Origin of the sequence: Okeania sp. SIO2C2, from assembly GCF_010692625.1 — a bacterium.
GTDB classification, from domain to species: Bacteria; Cyanobacteriota; Cyanobacteriia; order Cyanobacteriales; family Microcoleaceae; genus Okeania; species Okeania hirsuta.
Window position 1 is genome coordinate 40,434 of sequence record NZ_JAAHGM010000026.1, and the last position, 23,301, is coordinate 63,734.

Consider the following 23,301-nt stretch of genomic DNA (forward strand, 5'->3'; position numbering starts at 1 on the left):
CTAGTTATTCTATTGTTTACCTCTGCCTAATTCTCATCAATTATTGATTATGATTAATTATTATTCCTGTTTCTATTCCCATTATTACCATTACCTCCACCGAAGAACACATTAGAAGTATCTTGTTCCAAAGCCCGGAAAAACAGGAGAAATTCCAGGGAACTTCTGATCGGAAGTGTATACTTCTCAAATAAATTGGTAATATTATCTATCCATGTTCTATCAATAACAATTATATCCTCATTCTGAAGTAAAATATTTTGAGAACTATTGCCAAATATTGCTTCTTTACCATTAAGTTCACGTCTAACTATTTTTCTTGTTTCCCGATCGAATCGAATCAAATTAATTTCTTCCAAATTGGCTGAATCTAATTCTATACCATTGAGAATATCTATTAATCTACTACCGTTCGGAAGATTAGTAGTAGCAAGGGTATCGTTAGGATTACTAAAAATACGAATAGTAATCTGCTGTTGACTCAAAGTCGATTTCCCCACTAGATCGCGGTCATAACCAAAATCCGAGCCTGGTTTTAATGTAGGTACAATTACAGCATCCCCATCCTTGAGAAGAATATTAGGCAACTCCGTAGAATTTTGCAAGGGAGTATATAAGTCTATTGTTTCTTCAACGACACTACCATCACTTAATTTCCTACGTACTAAAATGCTTCGTAGATCGGCAGTTAGAGATGCACCACCAGCAGCGAGTAAAGCAGAAGATACTTGATTTGCCTGATAATAACCAGGTCTTTCTACTTCCCCATTCACAGTCACAATACCAGTAGCTAATGGACCTGCTTGGCTATAGTTAGTTAGTAATTCTCGATCACTATCTTGAGCTGTAATAGAAGTCTGATAAGGTACAATCACTACATCTCCATCTTCTAGACGCAGATTGGGAGGTGAACCACCCATCTGTAATGGGGTTAAAATATCAACTCCCTGAGCAACTACAGATCCATCAGCTAAAGTTCTACGCACTTCTACATTTCGCAGGTCTGCCGTAAAAGTGGTACCACCTGCTGCATTTAAAGCATCTGAAATTTGATAATTTCCTCCTACTGGATAATAGCCTGGTCTAGTGATTTCTCCGGCGATCGTGACTCGGACAGGACGTTGAACAACTAAGGATATGGATACTTCTGGATTAATAATAAATTGATTTAATTCAGAGGTGATTTTTGCTATTGCTTCTAATATTGTCAAATCTTGCAACAGCACTGTTCCTACTAAAGGTATTTGAATAGTACCTTCCGGACCAATAGTTGTCGCTACATTCAGGTCTGGAAATCTCTGAACTTGAATCGACAGTTGGTCTCCTGGTCCCAGTAAGTAACGTTTTAATCGTAAATCTGGGTCTGAGTCAAAATTCGGATTTAAGGGGGGGGAACCTATGGATGGTGCTTTAAGCTGTGAAATATTTTGCTGAGAGTTATTTGGTAATTGGATTTGTCCATAAGCTCTTTTGGGAAAAACTAGAGTTGCTAAGGAAATAGTTACAGCACTAGAGTAGAAACTGCCTAAAAATAAAGAAATTAACTTTTTATAATGGCGGTTAATCATAGGGTTTAAAGTAGCTTAATCTGATTAAGTTTTCCTAGTCGGGTGGTTAAATTTTTGGCGTTGGTAAATCAAGAGATGAAACTTTAAGAGTAGTCTGTTTCTGATACCTCTAAAATATTTTACCAAATTAAGTGATGGGTATCACCCCTAGTAGAAAATTATCTTACCAATTATCAACGCCAAATTTTTGGCTATATTACTATCTGATGAAATCTCGATCGCTAACTATTGGCAGATTATTTGAATGCTTCTTTTGTTAATAATGATGCTTGAATTTTTTGCCCAATAGATGTTAGTTGTGGCAAATAGGGGTCAATATCTCCTAAAGGTTCAATTGGAAATAAAATATTTACTGCTACCCAAGGCACGCGATTCCGAGATACCATAGCTAGTCTATCGGTCCAAAACCAATCACCAGGTTTTGGACTACCACCTCCAGGCCAGGCGTACCATTGCATAACTGCATAGGTTTGTTTATTTGTCCAACTCCTCAAAAATCTAGCTTCTATATCTGATTTATTTTGTTTTCCTGAGTCTGTAATGCTATCTCCATCAGGTGTCTGTGAGGTAAAACTAACTCGCTTGTACGAATCAGTCTTCCAACGATAATACCCATTTATATCCATCCATTCTACTTGAGGCTGGTCTTTTTGTCCATTTTGAGTTAAAAGTAACAAAGTGACAGATTTATTTTCATAGTCAATTTTTTGAAGCAACCACTTATGATCGGCAATTGTTATTTCTTGATGAGATGTTGTTGTCAAATCAGGAATAGTTAATCCATCTTTTCTTATTTGTTTTAAGCTTTTAAGATTAGTAATTTTAGCGGTATTTTCCCATGACCATTTTCCTGCTACATAACCTGGTAAAGTACCTACTACTAAAATGATTAAAAGAAATACCAGTAATACTATTTGTGGGAATTGATACTTTTGGAGATTTTTTAAACTATAAACCATATTGAAGAAGGAAGAAGTTGAGAAGGAAAAAGAAGGAAGTAAATGGGGATAGTCTTTAACAACGGACTTCCTGTCTACAAACCCTAACCAATTGTAGACAGTAAAGGTGACTGTAGGCTATTAAACCCATAAAGAAAAATATTGAAGAAGTTGATAAGGAAGAAGTTGAGAAGGAAGAAGAAGGAAGTAAATGGGGATAGTCTTTAACAACGGACTTCCTGTCTACAAACCCTAACCAATTGTAGACAGTAAAGGTGACTGTAGGCTATTAAACCCATAAAGAAAAATATAAAATCAAAGAAAATTTTATTGATTTTTTGACATTTATTTTAGTTAAGATAAATCTCAAAGCTAGACTCGATCAATAACTTTATGCATCAGCATGATTTGCAGGTTCAACTGATGTTGTCAAATGACTGTCTATCCAATTCATCATCAAAACTAATAAACCCAACATACAAGCAGAATACATATCTCCACCCCATCCATCATGTAGCCAATGAAAAGCTTCATCTTGACCTGTACCATGAAAAATTGTTAGTATAGTGTTTCTGATAATATTTGCACTGACGCTAACCACTGTTGCACTAGAAAGTAAAAAAATTGTTTTAACACGACTAGCTATAGCACCAGTCCAGTAAAGTAGCATTAGTGAAACATAGAGACTGGTGAATAACATTTTTAAACCTGCACAATGAGGTGCAACTTCGACAATTCTTCCCCCTACATATAGATATATTTGTTCTACAGTAACATCCATATTTAATTGTGTTAAAATGAAGCCAGCTACTGCAGCAATAAATTTTTGTAGAGGCAAGGCATAAGGTTCTATTAGATAAGGAATATGGTTAGGACTAGCAAGCAAAACGAAAATTAGCGGCATAACCATTAATTTTAATCCAGGAATTCCTTTAAACCAAAGACAAATTCCTGCTAGTATTAATGGAAAAGATAAGTTAATCAGGTCTGGGATACCACTTACATACCAAGCTCCTGCAAGTCCTAATAATATGCCTCCCAATGGGTGAAAAATATTGGGTAATTCTTGCCATTTATGACGATTATTCCAAACAATATAACCAGCAAAAGGTAGACCTATTATTCCATGACTAAAGTATTCATGTTCTATACTTATACTTTTATTTAGCCAGCCATCATACCAATAGATGATTAGAGGAATATACATTAGAAATACTAAGGCAGCGATCGCTATTGTGAGTATGTTCTGTTCAATAGTAATGGGAAATTTTTGGCGAGTTTGCATATTTTTTAGTGTTATTGATATTAATTCAAAAGATTAAAGTTTTAGACAGATATGAATCTTTGAAAGAAAACTTCACAAGTTTAACTAGCTTTCAGCTATTAGGTCGGGTTTAAATCCCCTTTTTAATTACATTTATCTCGATTTCAGTATAAATCACTCGCTGTTTGCGTTAGTGCGGCTTCTGCGGAGCATTCCGTCAGGAAATACTTTTTAAATTTAATTTTTGGATAATTAATATTTGGAGATAGCAAAAAAAAGATGCTTATCATCTTATTATTTATTCTACTTTTTCCTCAATTTTATAGCTAAAATTAATTGTTTTTAGGTGATATTTTTCTGAGAAGACCCTGAATTTTAAAATCAATCAAATTAACAGTTATTAATTAACTATTTTAGAGCTGATTGATCAAGTAAATATTAAGAGGCTGAATTCCTTGCAATACAAAGGTTTTTGGAGTTATAGCCCAATAATACCTAAATCCCTGATAGTTAGATGAAATAAGGGTTTTAGCTAAGTTTACAAATCAGCTCTTACTAATTGTCTCAACAACTTGATTAATTTGTTCTTCACTAATGACAGGATACATAGGTAGGGATAAAATCTGTTGACTGAGAATTTCACTATTGGGAAAATCTCCTTGTTTATAGCCTAAATTTTTATAGGCTGGTTGGAGATGACAGGGTATAGGATAATGTATACCAACAGAAATACCTTCGGCTGTTAATTTCTCTTTTAGGGTATCCCGGTTAATGGGAGATTTGTCGGTGACTCGAATCACATATAAGTGATAAATATGCCCACTCCCACTCAAATTCTGTATGGGAATAATACCTTTTTCTTTCATTGGATTGAGAAGGCTATCATATTTTTGAGCTGCTTGGTTGCGATCGCTATTCCAGCTCTCTAAATAAGGAAGCTTGACATTTAGTACTGCAGCTTGTACCGTATCTAACCTACTGTTAGTACCTACTTCCTCATGGACATATTTACACGGTGCGCCATAATTACGGAGAATTCGCATTTTATTCGCCACCAGAGAATCGTTAGTAATAACCATTCCTCCATTACCAAAGCAACCTAAATTTTTACTTGGATAAAAGCTAAATGCAGCAGCTGTTCCTATGCTTCCAGCACGATATCCTTCTGTTTGTGCCAAATGAGCTTGGGCTGCATCTTCAAATATAATCAAATTGTTAGCTTGAGCAAAGTCTTGTAATTTACTAGGAGCTACCATTTGACCGTAAAGATGTACTGGTAATATTACCTTAGTCTTGGAGGTGACGGCCTTTTGAGCTGCTTCTAAGTCAATTAAGGCATTGTCAAGATTACAGTCCACTAGAACGGGGATAGCACCAGCATGAAGTACCCCAATTAATGTGGCGATAAATGTATTAGCAGGTAAAATTACTTCATCACCCGCACCAATACCACAAGCTTGAAGTCCTAGTGTTATGGCATCCGTTCCACAAGCAACTCCAATAGCATTTTTAACTCCACAAGCTTCTGCAAATGAATACTCAAATTTTTCTACTGCCTGACCAAGTATAAAGTCTCCCCTCTCTAATACTGCCTGGATGGAATTTTCTAGTTCTGTTTTTAGTGGTTGATGTTGGAGCTTGAGGTCAACGAAAGGAATATTTTTTGCCATTATCTATATAATGTTGATGACTAAAAATTTACTCAGATGTATTAGCTAACTGAAATATTGATTTACACTATCTTAAGTGTCTAGAGTAATAATTTATACACTGACCCTGACTATATTACTAAGTATAAGATAGCACAAATAATTGCTGAGAAAGAGCAAGACAGCCAATAAGCTTCAACATTTTTTTTTATTATTGCTACAAATAATCCTTGTTTATATAAGTAAAAATGTTATAAAAATTATAATAGAAGCATCTGAATAATATTTATATGTATTATCTAATCATAGAAAATTAAAAATGCTACTATTATGCAGTATGCAAAACTACATTGATTAACTTGGGTAGCCATTCTGTAGAGGTTTTCGTTTACTAGCAGCCTCTGGAGACTATGGTAAATAAAATATACCTAGAAAATTAAGTAAAGCTATGGGTTTTGTGACACGGATATTTTTTAGAGTAGAACCTTGGCCGTGTCCATCGACAGTGGCCTTAATCCTAGAGAATAAGGTGACTGAGTATGGTATGTTTCGCACGGCTTAGTTTTCGTGAAATCGAAAATAGGAAGGTTTTGGCTCTCCTAATCTAAAGTGTAGAGTAGTGGGTCTAGCAGTTAGCTACCTCCAAGTCTCTTCAAAATCTCAGGCTATAGCTAGGGGTTTAGCCTCAGAGAATGTCAATGTCTAGTGTTAAGTTGGGAAAAAAATACATGGCTTCAGCTACAGATAACAAAGAAAAACAAAAAGCTTTAGATTCAGTCCTGAAAACTATAGAAAAAAGTTTTGGTAAAGGGTCAATTGTCCGTTTGGGAGATGCTACCCGCATGAAGGTGGAAACAATTCCTAGTGGGGCATTGACTTTAGACTTAGCATTGGGAGGTGGCTTACCCAAGGGCAGAGTTATTGAAATTTATGGCCCAGAAAGTTCGGGGAAAACTACCCTTGCTTTACACGCGATCGCGGAAATTCAGAAAACAGGAGGTATTGCAGCTTTTGTAGATGCGGAACACGCTCTTGACCCCACTTATGCTGCTGCATTAGGGGTCGATATCGAAAATTTACTTGTCTCCCAACCTGATACTGGGGAGATGGGTTTGGAGGTAGTGGATCACCTGGTTCGATCTGTAGCTGTTGATATTGTGGTTGTTGACTCGGTAGCAGCATTGGTTCCTAGAGCTGAAATTGAGGGGGACATGGGAGATTCTCACATGGGTCTCCAAGCTCGTTTAATGAGTCAAGCGTTACGGAAAATTACAGGTAATATTGGTAAGTCTGGTTGTACAGTTGTCTTTCTCAACCAACTTCGACAAAAAATCGGTGTTGTGTATGGTAATCCAGAAACTACTACTGGTGGTAATGCTCTTAAGTTTTATTCTTCGGTAAGACTTGATATTCGTCGTACACAAACTCTGAAAAAATCTTCAGAGGAATATGGTATTCATGTTAAGGTAAAAGTTGCTAAAAATAAGGTTGCCCCTCCATTCCGTATTGCTGAATTTGATATTATTTTTGGTAAAGGAATTTCTAGTTTCGGTTGTATTATTGACCTAGCTGAAGAGACAGATGTAATTAAGCGTAAAGGTGCTTGGTATAGCTACGGAGGAAGTAATTTTGCTCAGGGTAGAGAAAAGGCGATCGCTTATATGGAAGAAAATCCTGATTTTGCCAAAAAAGTTGAACAGCAAGTTCGGGAAAAGTTAAATCACGGTGCTTTGGTTTCTGCTAATTCTGTGGCACGACCTGATGATATGGAAGAGGAAGAAGGTGAAGAAGAAATTTTAGAAGAAGAGTAAATTTTAGCTTTGATTAAGTATTTCATAGTTGCAGGTGTTTTATTGATCAGGGTTTATGCATAGACACTATATTGACTGAGGGCGAATACCATTCGCCCCTACATATGGTATTTTCAAGGTGATTCTGCGTAAGTCCTGATTAATGATAAATCTACAGATTATGCAACTATGATTTTTTTGCTTTTTGCTAAATTTATATGAAATACAAAAAATTGTGCAAATATACGAATCTCCACATCTCCCCATATACCACCGAATTTACTGTCAATTATTTCGGCGTTGGTGATTTGAGGTATGATATCATGTCCAGATAGTTAAGGATAGAACTCAGTTCCGCGCTCTGCGTTAACGTGCTTTGTGCGCCAGCAAACAAAAAACATTCTCCTTCTATTGCTCTTTACTTCTTCTTTCTTCCCTCCTGACTCCTGAGGACTGACTCCTGACTCCTAAGTAATTAAGACTAATATCATACACGCGCTTCACCAAAACCATTATTTCTTTCGTAAAAAATCAAGCAGCTCTCTATTCACTGTATGAGGTACTTCCTGCTGAATCCAGTGGCCACATTCAGGGATAACTTTTAACCAAAAAGGAGCTGCTATTAGTTTATCTAAACCTTCTGTAAGTTTTTGACTTAAAAAAGAATCTTCTTTTCCCCATAAAATTAAAGTTGGTGCTGTAATTAATGATGGCTTAGGATTAAAGCTCTTTAGCCAGTTTTGAGGTAAAAGAAATTGACGATAGTGATTAATTGCCGATACCAGCGCTCCTGGTTTTTCCAGAGCTGCTTGATAAATTTGAGTAATTTCAGTAGTAAAGACACTTTTGCGAATAGCTTGTCCTTGAAAAACTCCTTTAATAAATTCTCTTAAATTTTGCTGAATCAGCCATTCTGGAATACCAGGAACTTGAAAAGCTAATATATACCAACTTCGCCATAGTTGATCTATATTTCCTGTTATTCCTTGAATCAATTTTTGTGGATGGGCAGCGTTCAAAATTGCCAGGCGGTTAAGACATTGAGGAAACTTTTGGGCTAGATGCCAGGCGATCGCTCCTCCCCAATCATGGCCTACAATATGAGCTTTAACATAACCCAAACGTTCAATTAATCCCCGAATATCAGCGGCTAGAGTATCTAAGTCATAGCCGTTATCTGGTTTCTCGGAATCATTGTAGCCTCGTAAGTCTGGTACTACAACTTTATAATGACGGGCCAATGCAGGGATTTGATAGCGCCAAGAATACCAAAATTCAGGGAACCCATGAAGGAGTATAACTAACTCTCCTTCACCTTGAGTAACATAATGTAGCCGTACATTATTAGTGTCTACGAAAAAATGTTGCCATTGAGACTCTAGAAGACTCATAGTTTGCAATCAACTCTCCTCTATTACCACCAGACTTGTCTAATTTAGTAGTAGCTTTTGTCTGGCTAATGTTAAATTTTTGATTTATCTATTTCTAGATTAACATCTGTTCAAGCTAGATGTAGCGAAATACAACTTAAGTAGCTTTTCCTCTCTGAATTACAGATATTTTCAACAATTAATAATTAGCAATTAATATAGCAATGTGCGCTGGCATATTTACAAATTGCAGGAATTGTCCAATAGCTAAAAGTCTTATATGATTCCTACGGAATGCTTGCGCAAACAGATTTTTATTCCCCCTGTTGCCTGTTGCCTGTTGCCTGTTGCCTGCGCGCAGCGCTATAATTATCTCTCCTTGAAAAGAAGAGGATTGACGCGGAGCGTGAAAATTTTTTCTTCTCTTGGTCGATGGTTGGCCAGCGAGGATACCTTGCCATCCCACCCTACGGGAAGCTCCGAAGATAGAACTCCGTTCCGCTGTCGCGAACGACCGCTGTCTTGGTTGATTGGATATGGCGAGGTCCCCTCGCCATCCCTCAACCGCTTTTTTCTCCTTTAAAGGAGAGGCTTTAAACCTACATTTCGTGCTTCAGCTTGTAACACAAAAGTAGTATATAAATCCGTAGTTTGGTAAGTATTTATACTATGCAAATCATCTCAATTACTTTTTTCGTTGATCAAATTCCGAGTAAACAATTAAGCATAAATACTTGCTTGATTGTTTACTCAATCACAGCAGCTATGATTTTCTCCTAAATTCTGACTCCTGACTCAGTCCTCCTGACTCCTTCTTATATAATACATTTTGTGGTGCGGAATGTGGGTTTAAACCTTAATTATTCGGTAAGTTGCTAATTTTTATACAAATTTCAGAACAATTTTCCCGATCTACTCAGACTTGATGGAATTGAAGAGAGATTTATCTGAAATACTAAATTTGTTTCCATTATACTTCCCCATTAAATCATAGATTATAATGGGAGATTAAAAACTGAATTTGAAGTTTCTTCCTTTGGTGGATAATTAATATCTTACGTCTCCACAAGCAGACAAGATTAGCTGTTCAAGGGAGGAACAGCTATCCATCACCAACATCTTTTATTAATTTTATTAACATAAAGTTTGACAAAATAGACAAGTTATGTATTAGTGTTTGAGAGGCTTTTCCAAAAAGAAGTGGGTTGAAAAATACATTTTTTTGAGAACTCTAGACAAGATTCTTACTCCCCAACCTCCCCATACTTCCCACAAGGTTTTCAGGAGTTCCGTATCAGGGATAGCTCTATAAGGGGGGATTAATGCTTTATTTAATATTTGTAATTTAGATTAAACCTAAAAAGCGTCGGGAGGAAGTTAGCCAGCCTGTTTTAACGGCTGGTTGAATAACGACACGCGGGTAATAAAGCGAAGTAAAAATCTGCTATACTAGAAATGGCAAGTAAGAACAAGGTTTGTCGCCATGACAAGACCGATAGTGCGGTGAAATTCCGGTGGACAGGAGACGGGGAATTAACTTCTTACGACGGCTGTTTGCGCAGCATTCCGCAGAAAAAGCAAGTAGGCAGCTAGAGCAGCGAGAAGATTGCTCCAACATCTTGAGTAAAACCACTCGTGAAAGCTAACAAAAAAAAGTAAACTCACAGCTAGATTTCGATCTATGCCTAGGAGTTTAGGAGTCTGTTGACAGGCTTTAAGCAAATGTGGATTTATCCCATTTGCGGTGGATTGGCCACAGAATCCAGGGTGTTTCAACCCCTGGAGATGTCAATCAGCGTCATACCCACAAGGGTTTAACGAAGGAAATTATTGACACTCTCACTGTTAAATCAAAGATTATAACGGGAGATGCTTGCGAGTGCTGACGCAAAGCTAAACTAACACAGATTCTTAACTAGATAACAAATCAAACCAGTCGAGTTGCACACCCGTCAGACCAGTTCCACAAGCTGTCTTGCTCCGTCTTTACGCCCTCGGAAACCTCAGCGCAGGCGGTGCGCTTTTATTCAACCGTTTGCCCCACGAGTATTGGTCAGATTATAACACCAAAAATGTGCGCGCCTATTGCTCAATTATTTTTCTGGTTGAAATTCATCTGACCATTAAATCTAAAGATGATAACGGCTCGAGATCTTTCAACATTTATGATAAACTAGATAACCTGGTTCAGACTTAAGTCTTCCTGGGGAAGTTGACTAGAGTTTGGACAAGGCTGAATCTGATTTTTCAGTAAATTAGCTAGCTCTTGTAACTGACTAATTGCTTCAGCTCCTTCTAATTTCATTAGTTCACGATCATCTCGCATCTCTGTCCAAGTAATACCATAATCTGATACTAGAAAGCGAATCAGATGATTCTCTCCCAAGCTGACCATAAATGAGGCACTATTCATTTTACCTCCGCAGGTATAACAAGATGCCAAATATCCTCTATTCTCCAGCACAATTGCCAGAGCTTGCAAGTTCATTACTAGGTCTTGTACAAATTGACGATGTTGTTCTGCAAGTCTCAGAAACACTGTTATCCTCCTATCACCACACCCCTAAATTTTAGACTTTGTTAAGGTCTTATAAAAATTTGGTGTTTAGCTTTTGAACATTAAGTATATCCCTAATAATTTTTTTAGCAAATCTCTCGAGTAGTCTTTAATGACTAGATACTTGATTAGGTTAACTGAGTAGGATTTTTGAGCAAGGTATCAAGAGCAACATCCACCTATGACTTATGTCTTTACTTTCAAAGACTCAAACACTAAATTTAGGTTCCAAAATTAGAGATTTGAGGAATTGAAACCAGAAAATTATACAAATAATTAATCATGGTTATAAGTTAAATAGTATCAAGATGCATTAAAGTAGCTGTAAGCAAGAGTTTTGAATGGGAACACAATTCAATCTAAACTTTTCTAGAGGTGAGTTGTTGATTTTTTATAGATATTAGATTGTATTTATATTGAAAACTATTTATAGACAAAATACTGAAAGTTGAATCAGGATTCACAACAATAAAATGTATTTGCTTATTGATTTTATTGATTGTGATAATTGAATTTTCCTAGAGTCAATTAAAATTCTACATAATAGAGTTTTTATACTGCCAAATTATCTTGAATATTGATTTTAATAAGTTGTTTTTGACATCTATAAATTTATCAAAAATCAAACTGTCACAAAAATTATTCATAATTTAAAATTTTTTAGAACAGATTTTATCTAGTATTTTAAAAATGTCAAAAATTTGTATCAGGTTTAAATTGATTTAATCTTGATGCTAAATAAATACTCATTAATCTGATAAAATAAATATTTTAGAATATTTGACTCTGAGAGTACTCTTAATTAATGCTTGCTAATTAAAAATTAACTATTAGCTATTAAATTTTTCTAATTGTTATCTTAGCTTCATAGATAAGGAATTATTGAATTTGCCACCATCCAAAAGCAGGACCAATAAATCTAACTGTTAACCAGCCAACAATCAGAAATCCAATACCAATCCATGCACCAGTTGAAGTCAACTGCATAAATTTCTGACTTTGACTTTTAGTAATTGGCAACCAAGAAATAAATCTTGCTTCTTGGCCGTATTGTTCTCCTAATGATTCTTTGCGACGCTTTGCTTCGCCCATTATTATCTCAATAGTTATTTAAGTGATTTTAATTTAGATCATAACAGTGAGCTTCGACAAGAATAAACTTTTTTTGTTAAATCTATTTAAGAAAGGAGTAAAAAAGTTAACTTTAAGAATTAGTTCTTAATCCATTGGTTAATTTAGCTACTATTCAGAGTATTGCCAGAGGACCAGCCTTATAACCCATCTTCCGCACTTCAACCTGTAGTATTAGAGAAACATAGAGAGGGACCGCCAAATCCCTTAAAGTGTTAAGTATTTATACTCAAGTTAAGTGTTCAGTAGCTCCGCTTATCTAAATTAAGACAAAATAAAAAGAATTCTTCTGAAAAAATCAAGAGCAGATTATGATGGGTTTACAAACGATACAAATTCAAAATATTAACCACTTAGGAACAATAGCAGGAATTGTAGATGAAATTGGAATTTAAGAAATTATTAATCAAGAAATTGGCTTAAATGAGTATTTTTACCTCTCTTTTTTCAAAAATAAGTGGCTAGGTTTTTATGCTTCTGTTGTGCTACATTTTGACGTGCGGAAGATGGGTTTCAATTCAAAATCATTTATTTAGACAAAAAATCTGCGATCGCTTGGAATGTCGCTTCCACCTCTATAGTTTTCTGCTTATTAGATGTCTCTTTTTCGGATGCATGGCGTGTAATGACAACCTGTGCTTTCGGATTGATATAGATCAGTTGTCCGAATACACCTTTCGCAAGATATGCACCGTCCCTGTCATTTGTGATCCACCAATAATCTCGATAGGCACCATTCGGGTAAGTCTCTGTATGTGGTCCGTTGGCATAGGTGGCTTTGTTGCCCTTGGTGAGGATCTTAGTGATAACCGAATCCGGAACCACTCGCCGTCCAGCGAAATGCCCACCATTCAACATCATCTGTCCGAAACGCGCCATGTCCCTAGCACATATACTCATACCGCCTGTCCCCCAAGGCGCACCGGCACCGTCAAGCAAATAATATGCATCGCCTTCGGTGCCAAGCTTCGACCAGATTTCCTCGTTGAGGTTCTCTATGAGCGATCGTTTAGTAACTCTAGCCACAACCCAATTCATGACATCCGTCTGTGGAGCATTGTAGACAAAGCTTTGTCCGTGCGGCCGGTTACTCTCTATTGAAGGCAGAAATGAAGCGACACCTCCACTGCTTGAACCTGGTATCACCAAGACACCAGCTGCCGCGAAATATTGACGCGCCGGTGAGTTTTCGTCGGCCATTGCTGCCGGACTCTCGTCCCATTCGGTTCCGGCAGTCATGTCAAGCAACTGCCCAATGCTAGCACCAGCGAATCCGCTATCGGCCAACTCCGGAACATAGACCTCGACCTTGCAGTCGCGATCGAGAACGCCCCGGTCTACCAGGATGGCCGCAAGTGTTCCGATGTACGACTTGCTGACTGAGAATACTGCATGGGGTTTAGTTGGGCTCATTCCATTCCAATATCTCTCATACACTAGCTTACTGTTATGAAGCACAACAATAGAGTCTGTCTGCCATGACTCAAGTATTTCTTGTACAGTCTCTCGAGTATTATTACCCAAATCTACATATAAATGATCGAGGTTTTGGGGATCTTGTTGGAAAGGCACCATCTGATCGGGATTGCGGTATAGTTTTGCTGTTGGAAGGATGCGCCGCACGTTTTGAAATGACCAGCGGTTGAGAGGGTAGCTGTTCCAGTTTACAGAATTTACTAACTTACCCTCTGGAGGTGGGAATCCTGTCATAATAACAAGTTCAGCAGCAGTCGGATCTTTCTTTCGCTTCATTTGCTTATCTCCTTATCTCCTTACTTCTCATCTTTCAACGCATAACTATTTATTACTCACCGTTCGCTTAAATTTCTAAGCTATTCATGATTGTAATGGCACAAATGCTTATATTACAACCCACATTCTGCACTTCAAAATGTATAGCAATGAGCGCTGGTATATTTACAAATTGCAGGAGAGGCCAAATAGCTAAAAGTCTTATATTATCAGCAATTTATTCCCCCTTCCGGAGCTGTTGCCTGTTGCCTGTTGCCTGCGCACAGCGCTATAGTATCAAAGAAATCTAAAAAGGACTCCCTTGACATCTGGTCAAATTGAGTAAAAATACTCGGTTGAGTCCAAGTTCTCTTTTGATTGAAGAGTGTAATAATTGATTTGATTTTTGATTATTGGAGATGTCTATTTATGTACTTAAATATCGATATTCTGACTCCTGACTCCTGACCCCTGACTCCTGACTCCTGACTCCTGACTCCTGACTCCTGACTTCGTTAAGTTAACCATGTAGTATCTAAGTAATCAATCTTGGCAAAAGGACTAAGAGCTACTAAAAATTGCTTGCCATAACTACGACGAATTACACGACTATCGAGCAAAGCAACAACACCTTGAGATTCTCTGATAGAGGCAATAGCACTTTGCAATTCCTGTAATGCCTTTGGTAAAAGGTATAATCTAAACCAATCTAAACCCCGTTGCTTATAAAAATTTACTCGTCCAGATACTAAGGGATTTTCCAAAGATGGAAGGGGTAAAGTGGCAATTATCAATAATTTAGGTGCTTTTAATTCCCTTTGATGCTTTTGCCAAAATTCCCAACCAGTAATCAAAATGCCTTGTACTCCAGGAGAAGTAGTTTCCACTTGAACTCGGGAACCAAATTCAGAGGCCAAAACAGCGCCCACTTGAGCTTTAAGTGGTACATCTCCAATGACGATCGCTATTAATCCATCAACAGCATTAGAACTGAGATACAATAAAGTCCTGATTTCTTGAATTAATGCTTCCTGAAATTTAGGTGTATTTGGCATCGGCAAACCATTGGGCAGATATAATTGAATCATCTCATTGCGACGATCAGGGGAAAATTTAACGCAGGTCAAGTCCTCTAACCCCATCATCTTTCTATAGGTAGAAGCTTTGGCCTCTAGGTCTAATGCTCCTCCAATAATCACGACAGGTTGTTGAGTCCATATATTATAGAGAGCTTCAGATAAATCACAAGGAGTACAGTATAAAGAAAACGAGCCTCTCTGGCGATGAATTTCTGCCCACCTTAATTGTCCATCGCTTTGCCACTTCAACCAAAAATCATTATTCAAATGATTACGATGTAATTTCTTGTTTGTTGGAGTCAATGACAAACGTTCGATGAGATTTTGTAAAATCTGCTCCTCATCTTGTTCAATTAAGTAGCAACTGTAGGGGTTTGCTGGATGTTGGAAAAGCGATCGTGTTAAGTTTATCCTGGCTTCACGAATAAAGTCAGCTTCATCGGAGTAAACTTGCATCAGTTGATTCCAGTCAGCAGGTAAAAAACTGGTAGTTAAATAATTTTGAACCCAAGTTTCTAAATTGTCTGCCCAATCTATAATTGTGGGAATACCTTGAGAAAACTGCCCATCTGGCCATTGGTTAATTAACCAAGCTTCAGGAGTTATTAGTAGTAGTCCATTAAAGTCAGAATCTTGTTGTGGATAGGTTTGGATTGGCTTATTGGGCAGTGATGAGCTACTGTATGAATTATTTCCAAGCAACTTAGGAATTTCTACCCTAAGTAAATGTTCCTGTACTTGCTGAGGAGCAACTAATATTGTTTTTTGAGGCCACATTAAAATTGGTACTAGGTAGCTTAACTGATATTGTTGATTATGACTACCCGGCGGAGACCCTGTTTGAATCAAAGCACTACGTCCCAGTCGCAAGGCCCTCGCTACTAAACGTGCCATCGTCAAATTATGAGGCCAGTGAGGTTCATTTTGCGATCGCAGGAAATTACGCAGGGATCTATGGACTTCTACTTCGATCACAAACTTTGACCCAAATAATAAAAGCTGTTGATAAAATCAACTACCTTATTTTTAGGAGGCAAAGAAAAGGTTTGCTCTGTTATATTTTGACAGTTTTTTTTACCAAAGCCTGGATTACTACTTAATACTAAACTCTCACCACTTGAATTATTTAAAATTAATTGAGTAGGGCTTGAAAAAAAAGCAATTTTGTGCCTAACAGACTCAATAATTGTTTGGATTCGTTGATTTTTTTTGACAAGCTGTTCCATTTTTATTTCCAATTCTAATATTTTGGTATTCATTTTTTGTAAAGGAATATTTTCGACAATTTCTATCACATTAACTTGAGCTTTTTTAGCATCAGCAAAAGGAAAAATCACAATAAATGCAAGCATAAATAACAGTTCATCACTATCTACTCTAAAATTCAAAATAGTTTTTTGGTAATTAACTTCAATACTGGGAGGACGAGTAACAAAATTATAATCCTTACCCAAATGATAGTAGGTTGTAGCAAGAGCTACATTAGCTTTTAGGTCTAAAGGTGAATCAACAATAATTTGAACTGTTGGAGATTGTTGGCTAAAAAATCTCTTAGATTCTGCTGATGATTTAAAATAATAAACTTGGCTATGATCTCCTTTGGGACTAGTATCAATCCATTCACAAACAATTTCATCAGCTTTAATATTTAATCTGGGAACTTCATAAAGTTTTGCTCCAGTCAAAATTGCCCCTGATAAATCTACTCCGACTAAATCAGTTCTAATTAAATTGGCTTCAGTTAAATCAGCATGAACTAAACTAGCATTAGTTAATTTTGTATTAGTTAAATTTGCTTTACGAAGATTTGCCCCACTCAACTTAACATTAGTCAGGTTAGCATTAGTTAAGTCAGCTCCATTAAGAATAGCCCATCTAAGATTAGCTCCATTGAACTTGGTATTCCTGAGATTAGCCATGCTTAGATTAGCCTGTCTTAATTCAGCATTGGTAAAATCAGCTCCTTGTAAATCTGCTTTTGTTAGATCGGCACTATGGAGGATAGCTTGTTCTAGATTAGTTCCTTTTACTGTGGCAACTCGAAGATTTACACTGCTAAGGTTAGCTTGCTTTAAGTTTGCTTCTGTCAGGATAGCTTCTCTCATATCAGCACCACTGAGATTTGCTCTGTTGAGATTAGCTAAAGTCATGTCTACTCTGACTAATTCTCCTCTAACTAATGTAGCTCTAACTAATGTAGCTTCCCTAAGATTAGTTCGGACTAGATTGGCCACATTTAAAGTGGCTTGGTTCAATATTGCCCTGTTGAGATTGGCATTGCTAAGGCGAGCTACATTAAGATTAGCTTTACTAAAGTTTGATTCACTAAGATTAGCACCACTAAGATTAGAGACAAATAGAGTAGCATTACTGAAATTACTTTGACTTAAGTTCATCTTACTGAGGTTAACTTCTGTCAGGTTGATAGCAGTAAAATTTCTTTCCCCTTGTGCATATCTTTTGACTAATTCAAATCTTCTGAATATTTCTTCTGGCATCTGTTGTTGATTAAGTCAAGTTGAATAAATATATTTTTCTACTGAATTTTAATATAATTTTTTTATCTAAATTAGTTATTTGTACAAAACAAAAGTAGGTAATCTAATCAAGTTAACTGTTAAACTTGAAGTCAATATTAATTTTCTGGATATAGTAGTCTTAAATCATTTGTAAAAAATCTAGGAATAGAAAATAAATCGAACAGTCTTTTCCCTAATTCCAAAATATTTTATGCAAAATTTAAATTAACACTGCTACATTAATCATAAAGATACAAAATATTTCATCTAAGTGAGGTACACCAGTGGCGGGCAAGATGTCCGACCACAAAATTTTTATTGTTAATTTTTGTACTTTATATACTTGTAATTTACTGTATTTATCTTGCTTTGACTTTTAAGATCAATTTGGAGTCTAGTTTTTTTACTCTATCATGTTATAGTTTTTTGCAATTAGGTGAAGTACAAAATTCAAGATTTTAGGGAATAGGGAAAAATTATAAATCTCTGTTAGAAAACAGGGTTTTCTATGACAAAGTTTGCAGTCAATCTAGAGCCATTGTATTCTATACAAGTTTTCTATTAGACCTCTCCAGAAAAGAGGGAGTAGGGACTAGGGAATAGGGGGAAATAATTGATGATTTCTGGACTATAATTGATTTTATTTTTGACTATCGGAGATATCTATTGTGCTAATGTAACAAATATTTTATTCTGTTATCGGTGGCATTAATGAAAGTATAACAAATCCCTCTTAAGAATAAAACTTTGATATTTGAGATAATAATTATCAAGAATAATTTTGCATTAGTAAACTACTATTGAAACTCATGAAAACCATCAAGGAAATCCATAATTGTATTTATGGAACATGACTCTGCTTGAGGTACTTGAATGATAGTTTCTACTTGATTATTTTTACTAACTTTATTAACTATTTGCTTACCAAATGTAGGATGATTATAAACATTAAAATTTTGATTGCTTGAATTAACAAGAGTTATTTTTGTTGGTGTCTGAAAAAACTTAATTCCGTTGCAAAATCTCAGTAATTCCTTGTCTTTATTAACTTGATTAACTTTTTTAAGAGATTGGTTGAAAACTGCAGTTAGCTGCTGAATTTTTTTAGCCGTTCTAGGAGTTAAATAGTTTACATCTTGAGAGTTAAGCATTTTCATAATATTGCTAATTTTCTCTTGAGTCTTAGCAGCATCATTAAAAGCGATAATAGCAGCATAAGCAATACCAAATAGTTTCTTATCGCTTTTCATTTGAAACGAGATTATTGTTCGACAAGAGTTAATTTGTATAGAAGGTGGTTGATTTAGCTCTGGTAAATACTTACTAATTTGATAATATATTGCTGCTAGAGCATAATGACTAGAGCTATCTAAGGGAGCATCAACAATAATTTTTACTTTAGGAAGAGTCTCGTGAAAGAAACTTGTTATTTTTTCAGCATTGAGATAATGGACTTTACTTCGATCTCCATTAGCACTCAAATCAAACCATTCACAGATTGCTGCTTCTGTTTTAATTCCTAAGCGAGAAGCGCCATAAATTTTTGCACCTGTTAAAGTTGCACCTGTTAAATCTGCTCCAATCCAATCTACTTCAATTAAACAAGCATTTGATAAATCAGCATGAACTAAGCTAGTATTTAAAAGATTAGCCTGGCACAAGTCAGCTCTACTTAGGTCAGCACCACTAAGCTTGGCATCACTAAGATTAGCGCACTTTAGGTTAACCCCAATCAGACTAGCCCAACGTAAATTAGCCCCACTTAAATCAGCTCCATTCAAGTTAGCACCAGTCAAATTAGTTTGTCTGAGTTCAGCACCACTAAGGTCAGCACCACTAAGATCAGCGCCACTAAGATCTACTCCTTGCAAGTTAGTTTCTATTAAATTAGCTCCTGTTAGAGAAGCAAAGCGTAGGTTAGCTCCCTTTAAGTTGGCACTACTAAGATTCGTTTTTCTGAGGGTAGCTTCTATCAGACTTGCTCCACTTAAGTCGGCAAAAGAGAGATTAGCCTCACTTAATTCTGCCCTAATCAGCTCTGCTCTAATCAATTTAGCAGCAACTAATTGAGCTTTTTTTAGATTGACTAAAACTAGATTAGCTACATTAAGATCGGCATCATTTAAGTTAGTGCCACTAAGATGAGCGCCGTTAAGTTTAGTAATATTAAGTTTAGCTTTACTGAGATTAGCATCAGTTAAATTTGCCCCATTGAGGTTGGCAACGCTGAGATTTACTCCGCTAAGATTTGCACCACTGAGATTAATACCACTAAGATTGGCCTCAAAAAGATTGAAGTCAGTAAAGTCTCTTTCACCAGCGGCATATTTTTTTTGAAGTTCTTCGATTATCATTAGGGCGCACCCTGGTATAATCCCCATTTAATTATGATTAATATAGGTATTGTCGGATTAGGTTTAATCGGTGGCTCAATTGGATTGGATTTAAGAACCCTAGGTTATCGTGTTCTTGGGGTATCTCGTCGAGAACAAACTTGTCAAAAGGCACTCGCTCTTGGGGCTGTTGATGAGGCCAGTTTGGATATATCTTTACTATCTATTGCTGATGTAATATTTATTTGTACTCCCATAGCTGTTATTATTCCTACTTTAGAAGAGCTGATTCCTCTTCTTTCTCCCACTACAATTTTAACCGATGTCGGTTCTGTTAAGGCACCGATTGTGGAAGCTGTTTTCCACGTTTGGCCTAATTTTGTAGGTGGACACCCTATGGCTGGCAAAGCAGAAAATGGAATTGAAGCGGCTCAGTTGGGTTTATTTCAAAATAGACCTTATGTGCTGACCCCTACGAAAAATACTCCCCTAGAGTCTATGGAGAAAGTTGAGGCAATAGCTAAGTTGCTCAAGAGTCAAATTTACTTTTGTGACCCTTATGAACACGATAGAGCTGTTGCTTTGATTTCTCATTTGCCTGTTATGGCCAGTGCTAGTTTGATTCTTGCTTGTATGAGCGAGGCTAATCCTACAGTTTTCAAGTTAACACAAGATTTGGCTAGTTCTGGCTTCCGTGACACTAGCAGGGTGGGAGGAGGTAATCCTGAATTAGGACTAATGATGGCCAAATATAATAGTGGAGAGGTGTTACGATCGCTCTATTCTTTTCGTGAACAAATTGACCAATTTATTCAACAAATTGAACAAGAAGATTGGCAGACTCTGGAAGAAAAGTTAAGGTATACAGAGCAAAATAGAAAACTCTTTTTACACCATGAAATTTGAGATTCTTCAGTTTTTATTTTCATACCTTGATTCAGCGACGCCAAATTATGAATAGTAGCGGAGGTAATTAACAGTATTTTTGACAAAACCTGCTATGGGGAGAGCAATTAATAAACCCAAAATTCCCCATACTTGTGCCCCTACTAATAAACTGACTAAAATCCAGACAGGATTAAGACCAGTAAAGCCTCCTAATATTCTAGGAGCAACAAAGTTTTCAATTGCTTGCTCTATTAAAACTATCACTATTAAAACCTTTATACCTAGCCAAAAATCTTCTAAAGTTATTAATAAACTTACGAGAGTTACACCTAAAGCTGTACCAAAAGGAATTAAAGTCATTAAACCAATTCCTATGCCAAATAATAAACCAAAAGGAGTTCCTAGAAATAATAAACCGATGGTCATAGCTACGCCCATTAAACAAGCTAATGTTGCCTGACCAATAAAATAATTTTGAAAGTTTTGTCTTAATGATTTGCGTACATGAATCTCTAGGTGATTAGGCAACCAATTAAATATCCCATCCCATAAGCGATCGCCATGTAACATTAGGTAAAAAGTGATAATTATGGTGATTAAAATATCAAAAATCCTACCTAATGTATTAACAATAAAACTAATAATGTCTCCTGTAATATCTTGCAATTGAGAAGATAAACTTTCTGTAAATTGATTTGTCCAAAGGGTTAAGTTAATCGGTAATTTATGCTTATATGCCCATTGGTCAAATGATTCTAATTGTTGATTTCCTGATGCGAGCCAACTAGGAAATTTTTCAATAAATCCGGTAAGTTGCTCTAATAATAAGGGAATTAGAATAACTCCTAAAACTAATATAATTACTAATGCTACTAAGAATACTAAAATAACTGCTCTGGGGCGTTTAACTTTATGTTTCTCTAAAAAAAGCACTGGGTAATCTAATAAAAATGAGAGTAAGGTTGCAGAGACGACTATTGTAATTATTCGACCAAAATATTGAAATATTTGCAGCAAAGCCCAACCATTTATGACAATTATTGGTAATGCTAAGTACCACAATAATCTTTTATTTAGTAAATTCAGCATAAATTAGCTTGTACTTTTAATTTTTAGTGATTTCTCTTCTATAGATGAATAGATTAACTTAAAAATGATGACTATTTTGGGAAAAGATGTTGATTTTTAATTATAAATTAAATGATATAGCGGTTCTCATATTCATCAGATACAGCATTTTTTTCTCTTCCCTATTCCCTACTCCCTATTCTCTAAAATAGAAAACTTGTGTATCTTACCAAGGGTAATAATTGTTATATTATATACTACTAAATATTATTTTTAAACAAAAAATCAGTTTTACATTATGAGTAAAAATCTCTGGATAAAAAAATGTTACAGAATAACTATAATTTAATTTTTAATACTTGTAAAAAAGGTATGGTAAGGCTTAAATATGCGTTATTTTTTGCAGGTTTCACTGTTATTAGCTTATTCTTTATAAGAATTATAAAAAAGGTTATTATGCCTGTATTAATTATTTTTAAGAATTGAAGTTTTCCCTCAATATAGCATCACTTTTAGTAATTAGTATAAGAGGAAAAAAACTTATATGTAGCAATAATTCATCTGCTACTTAAAATTAGTAGGGAGTGGTGCATAACTCCCTACTTAATTAACTTAGTTAAATCTGCTGCAACTCATCTAAACGAGCCAAAACTTCTTGACTATGAATAGGCGGTCTTACCCCAAGAAAAATCTCCTGCAACATCCCATCTGGATCGATAATAAAAGTATGTCGCATTGAGAAAAAATTCATCCATGAACCGTAAACTTTACTAACACTTCCATCCGTATCAGCTAACAATGGAAATTTCAATCCCTCAGAATCACAAAATTCTGCATGAGAGTCTATATCATCTGCACTAACACCTAAAATTTGAGTATTTCTAGAAATATATTTTGGTAAATCTTGTTGAAACCTCCGTGCCTCAATAGTACAACCAGAAGTAAAATCTTTAGGATAAAAATAAAGCACTACCCACTGACCCCGATAATTAGATAAAGAAATTTCTCCATCTCCAGTATTCGTGGGTAAAGTAAATTCTGGTGCTGGTTGGTATAACTCCGGTAATTTTCCTCCAAGTGCCCAAGTATTAGGAATAAAGTTAAACCAAGTTATCAAAGCTAAACAGCTAGCTAAAAATATGCTAATTAGATTCCGACGGGTGGTCATAATTTACGATGAAAACTCTACTTCATATAAGTTTACTTGAAGAAGGCAGAAGGCAGAAGGCAGAAGGCAGAAGGCAGAAGGCAGAAGGCAGAAGGCAGAAGGGAAAATTGCTGATGGATAGTCTTCAATACGCCACTCCGTGTCTACAAACCCCAAGCAATTTTCAGCACCGCAAGTGACAGTGGGGTATTAAACCCATAAAAGAAAAGATAAATTTAGGAAAAAATTTTCTCTGGGGAAATTGTTAA

At 36.0% G+C, this 23,301-nt stretch carries 16 protein-coding genes; 3 read left to right on the top strand and 13 right to left on the bottom strand.

All coding sequences use genetic code 11. The features are described 5' to 3' along the window. Positions 1-53: 53 nt before the first annotated feature. The 4 genes from F6K18_RS20395 to F6K18_RS20410 form a co-directional block, all read right to left on the bottom strand. Positions 54-1,568 carry an SLBB domain-containing protein gene (locus F6K18_RS20395; RefSeq protein ID WP_287523397.1) on the bottom strand — a complete coding sequence of 505 codons (1,515 nt, stop codon included), beginning with the start codon at positions 1,566-1,568 and terminating at the stop codon, positions 54-56. 236 nt (positions 1,569-1,804) lie between these two features. Next, on the bottom strand, positions 1,805-2,527 hold the full coding sequence (locus F6K18_RS20400) for a cyanoexosortase B system-associated protein (protein WP_287523400.1): 723 nt from the start codon (positions 2,525-2,527) through the stop codon (positions 1,805-1,807). A gap of 370 nt (positions 2,528-2,897) precedes the next feature. After that, positions 2,898-3,791 carry a cyanoexosortase B gene (crtB, locus tag F6K18_RS20405; RefSeq protein ID WP_287523403.1) on the bottom strand — a complete coding sequence of 298 codons (894 nt, stop codon included), beginning with the start codon at positions 3,789-3,791 and terminating at the stop codon, positions 2,898-2,900. Between the two features lie 524 nt (positions 3,792-4,315). Beyond that, a complete protein-coding gene (locus F6K18_RS20410) occupies positions 4,316-5,440 on the bottom strand; it encodes a DegT/DnrJ/EryC1/StrS family aminotransferase (RefSeq protein WP_287523406.1) in 1,125 nt (374 codons plus the stop codon). Positions 5,441-6,147: 707 nt separating this feature from the next. On the opposite strand from F6K18_RS20410, the gene recA reads away from it, so the two are divergent. Beyond that, positions 6,148-7,230 carry a recombinase RecA gene (recA, locus tag F6K18_RS20415; RefSeq protein ID WP_287523476.1) on the top strand — a complete coding sequence of 361 codons (1,083 nt, stop codon included), beginning with the start codon at positions 6,148-6,150 and terminating at the stop codon, positions 7,228-7,230. A 491-nt stretch (positions 7,231-7,721) separates the two neighbouring features. Here the strand turns inward: recA and F6K18_RS20420 are convergent, their stop codons facing one another. From F6K18_RS20420 to F6K18_RS20450, 7 genes are all read right to left on the bottom strand, one after another. Next, entirely contained in the window at positions 7,722-8,600 is an 879-nt protein-coding gene (locus tag F6K18_RS20420; RefSeq protein WP_287523408.1) for an alpha/beta hydrolase, read from the bottom strand. A gap of 2,152 nt (positions 8,601-10,752) precedes the next feature. After that, positions 10,753-11,118, bottom strand: a complete 366-nt coding sequence (locus tag F6K18_RS20425) for a DUF1815 family protein (protein WP_124144568.1) — start codon at positions 11,116-11,118, stop codon at positions 10,753-10,755. Between the two features lie 897 nt (positions 11,119-12,015). Beyond that, entirely contained in the window at positions 12,016-12,228 is a 213-nt protein-coding gene (locus F6K18_RS20430) for a DUF2839 domain-containing protein (protein ID WP_287523410.1), read from the bottom strand. Between the two features lie 567 nt (positions 12,229-12,795). After that, positions 12,796-14,019 (bottom strand): serine hydrolase, encoded by a 1,224-nt coding sequence (locus F6K18_RS20435; RefSeq protein ID WP_287523412.1) that lies wholly within the window; start codon positions 14,017-14,019, stop codon positions 12,796-12,798. A gap of 494 nt (positions 14,020-14,513) precedes the next feature. Next, positions 14,514-16,052: a helicase C-terminal domain-containing protein gene (locus F6K18_RS20440; RefSeq protein WP_287523415.1), complete on the bottom strand. Its 1,539-nt coding sequence runs from the start codon at positions 16,050-16,052 to the stop codon at positions 14,514-14,516. Continuing rightward, positions 16,049-17,575, bottom strand: a complete 1,527-nt coding sequence (locus F6K18_RS20445; protein ID WP_287523417.1) for a pentapeptide repeat-containing protein — start codon at positions 17,573-17,575, stop codon at positions 16,049-16,051. The genes F6K18_RS20440 and F6K18_RS20445 overlap by 4 nt, the downstream gene beginning before the upstream one ends. An 818-nt stretch (positions 17,576-18,393) precedes the next feature. Continuing rightward, positions 18,394-19,950 carry a pentapeptide repeat-containing protein gene (locus tag F6K18_RS20450; protein ID WP_287523419.1) on the bottom strand — a complete coding sequence of 519 codons (1,557 nt, stop codon included), beginning with the start codon at positions 19,948-19,950 and terminating at the stop codon, positions 18,394-18,396. A 36-nt stretch (positions 19,951-19,986) separates the two neighbouring features. Between F6K18_RS20450 and F6K18_RS20455 the strand changes: the two genes are divergently transcribed. Continuing rightward, the gene (locus F6K18_RS20455) at positions 19,987-20,835 is read left to right on the top strand and encodes a prephenate/arogenate dehydrogenase (protein WP_287523478.1); all 849 of its coding nucleotides are present in this window, start codon (positions 19,987-19,989) and stop codon (positions 20,833-20,835) included. 45 nt (positions 20,836-20,880) lie between these two features. Here F6K18_RS20455 and F6K18_RS20460 read toward each other — a convergent pair whose 3' ends face one another. Further along, positions 20,881-21,906: an AI-2E family transporter gene (locus F6K18_RS20460; RefSeq protein WP_287523422.1), complete on the bottom strand. Its 1,026-nt coding sequence runs from the start codon at positions 21,904-21,906 to the stop codon at positions 20,881-20,883. Positions 21,907-22,501: 595 nt separating this feature from the next. Then, positions 22,502-23,053 carry a peroxiredoxin gene (locus F6K18_RS20465; RefSeq protein ID WP_287523425.1) on the bottom strand — a complete coding sequence of 184 codons (552 nt, stop codon included), beginning with the start codon at positions 23,051-23,053 and terminating at the stop codon, positions 22,502-22,504. An 8-nt stretch (positions 23,054-23,061) separates the two neighbouring features. Between F6K18_RS20465 and F6K18_RS20470 the strand changes: the two genes are divergently transcribed. After that, entirely contained in the window at positions 23,062-23,232 is a 171-nt protein-coding gene (locus F6K18_RS20470; RefSeq protein WP_287523428.1) for a hypothetical protein, read from the top strand. The last annotated feature ends 69 nt before the right edge of the window (positions 23,233-23,301 follow it).

What these genes read in the sequence shown, in the direction of transcription:
- F6K18_RS20450 (WP_287523419.1), bottom strand. Translation starts at nt 19,950, where the DNA reads ATGATAATCGAAGAACTTCAAAAAAAATATGCCGCTGGTGAAAGAGAC.
- F6K18_RS20410 (WP_287523406.1), bottom strand. Translation starts at nt 5,440, where the DNA reads ATGGCAAAAAATATTCCTTTCGTTGACCTCAAGCTCCAACATCAACCA.
- crtB (WP_287523403.1), bottom strand. Translation starts at nt 3,791, where the DNA reads ATGCAAACTCGCCAAAAATTTCCCATTACTATTGAACAGAACATACTC.
- F6K18_RS20445 (WP_287523417.1), bottom strand. Translation starts at nt 17,575, where the DNA reads ATGCCAGAAGAAATATTCAGAAGATTTGAATTAGTCAAAAGATATGCA.
- F6K18_RS20395 (WP_287523397.1), bottom strand. Translation starts at nt 1,568, where the DNA reads ATGATTAACCGCCATTATAAAAAGTTAATTTCTTTATTTTTAGGCAGT.
- F6K18_RS20430 (WP_287523410.1), bottom strand. Translation starts at nt 12,228, where the DNA reads ATGGGCGAAGCAAAGCGTCGCAAAGAATCATTAGGAGAACAATACGGC.
- F6K18_RS20460 (WP_287523422.1), bottom strand. Translation starts at nt 21,906, where the DNA reads ATGCTGAATTTACTAAATAAAAGATTATTGTGGTACTTAGCATTACCA.
- F6K18_RS20470 (WP_287523428.1), top strand. Translation starts at nt 23,062, where the DNA reads ATGAAAACTCTACTTCATATAAGTTTACTTGAAGAAGGCAGAAGGCAG.
- F6K18_RS20400 (WP_287523400.1), bottom strand. Translation starts at nt 2,527, where the DNA reads ATGGTTTATAGTTTAAAAAATCTCCAAAAGTATCAATTCCCACAAATA.
- F6K18_RS20420 (WP_287523408.1), bottom strand. Translation starts at nt 8,600, where the DNA reads ATGAGTCTTCTAGAGTCTCAATGGCAACATTTTTTCGTAGACACTAAT.
- recA (WP_287523476.1), top strand. Translation starts at nt 6,148, where the DNA reads ATGGCTTCAGCTACAGATAACAAAGAAAAACAAAAAGCTTTAGATTCA.
- F6K18_RS20465 (WP_287523425.1), bottom strand. Translation starts at nt 23,053, where the DNA reads ATGACCACCCGTCGGAATCTAATTAGCATATTTTTAGCTAGCTGTTTA.
- F6K18_RS20435 (WP_287523412.1), bottom strand. Translation starts at nt 14,019, where the DNA reads ATGAAGCGAAAGAAAGATCCGACTGCTGCTGAACTTGTTATTATGACA.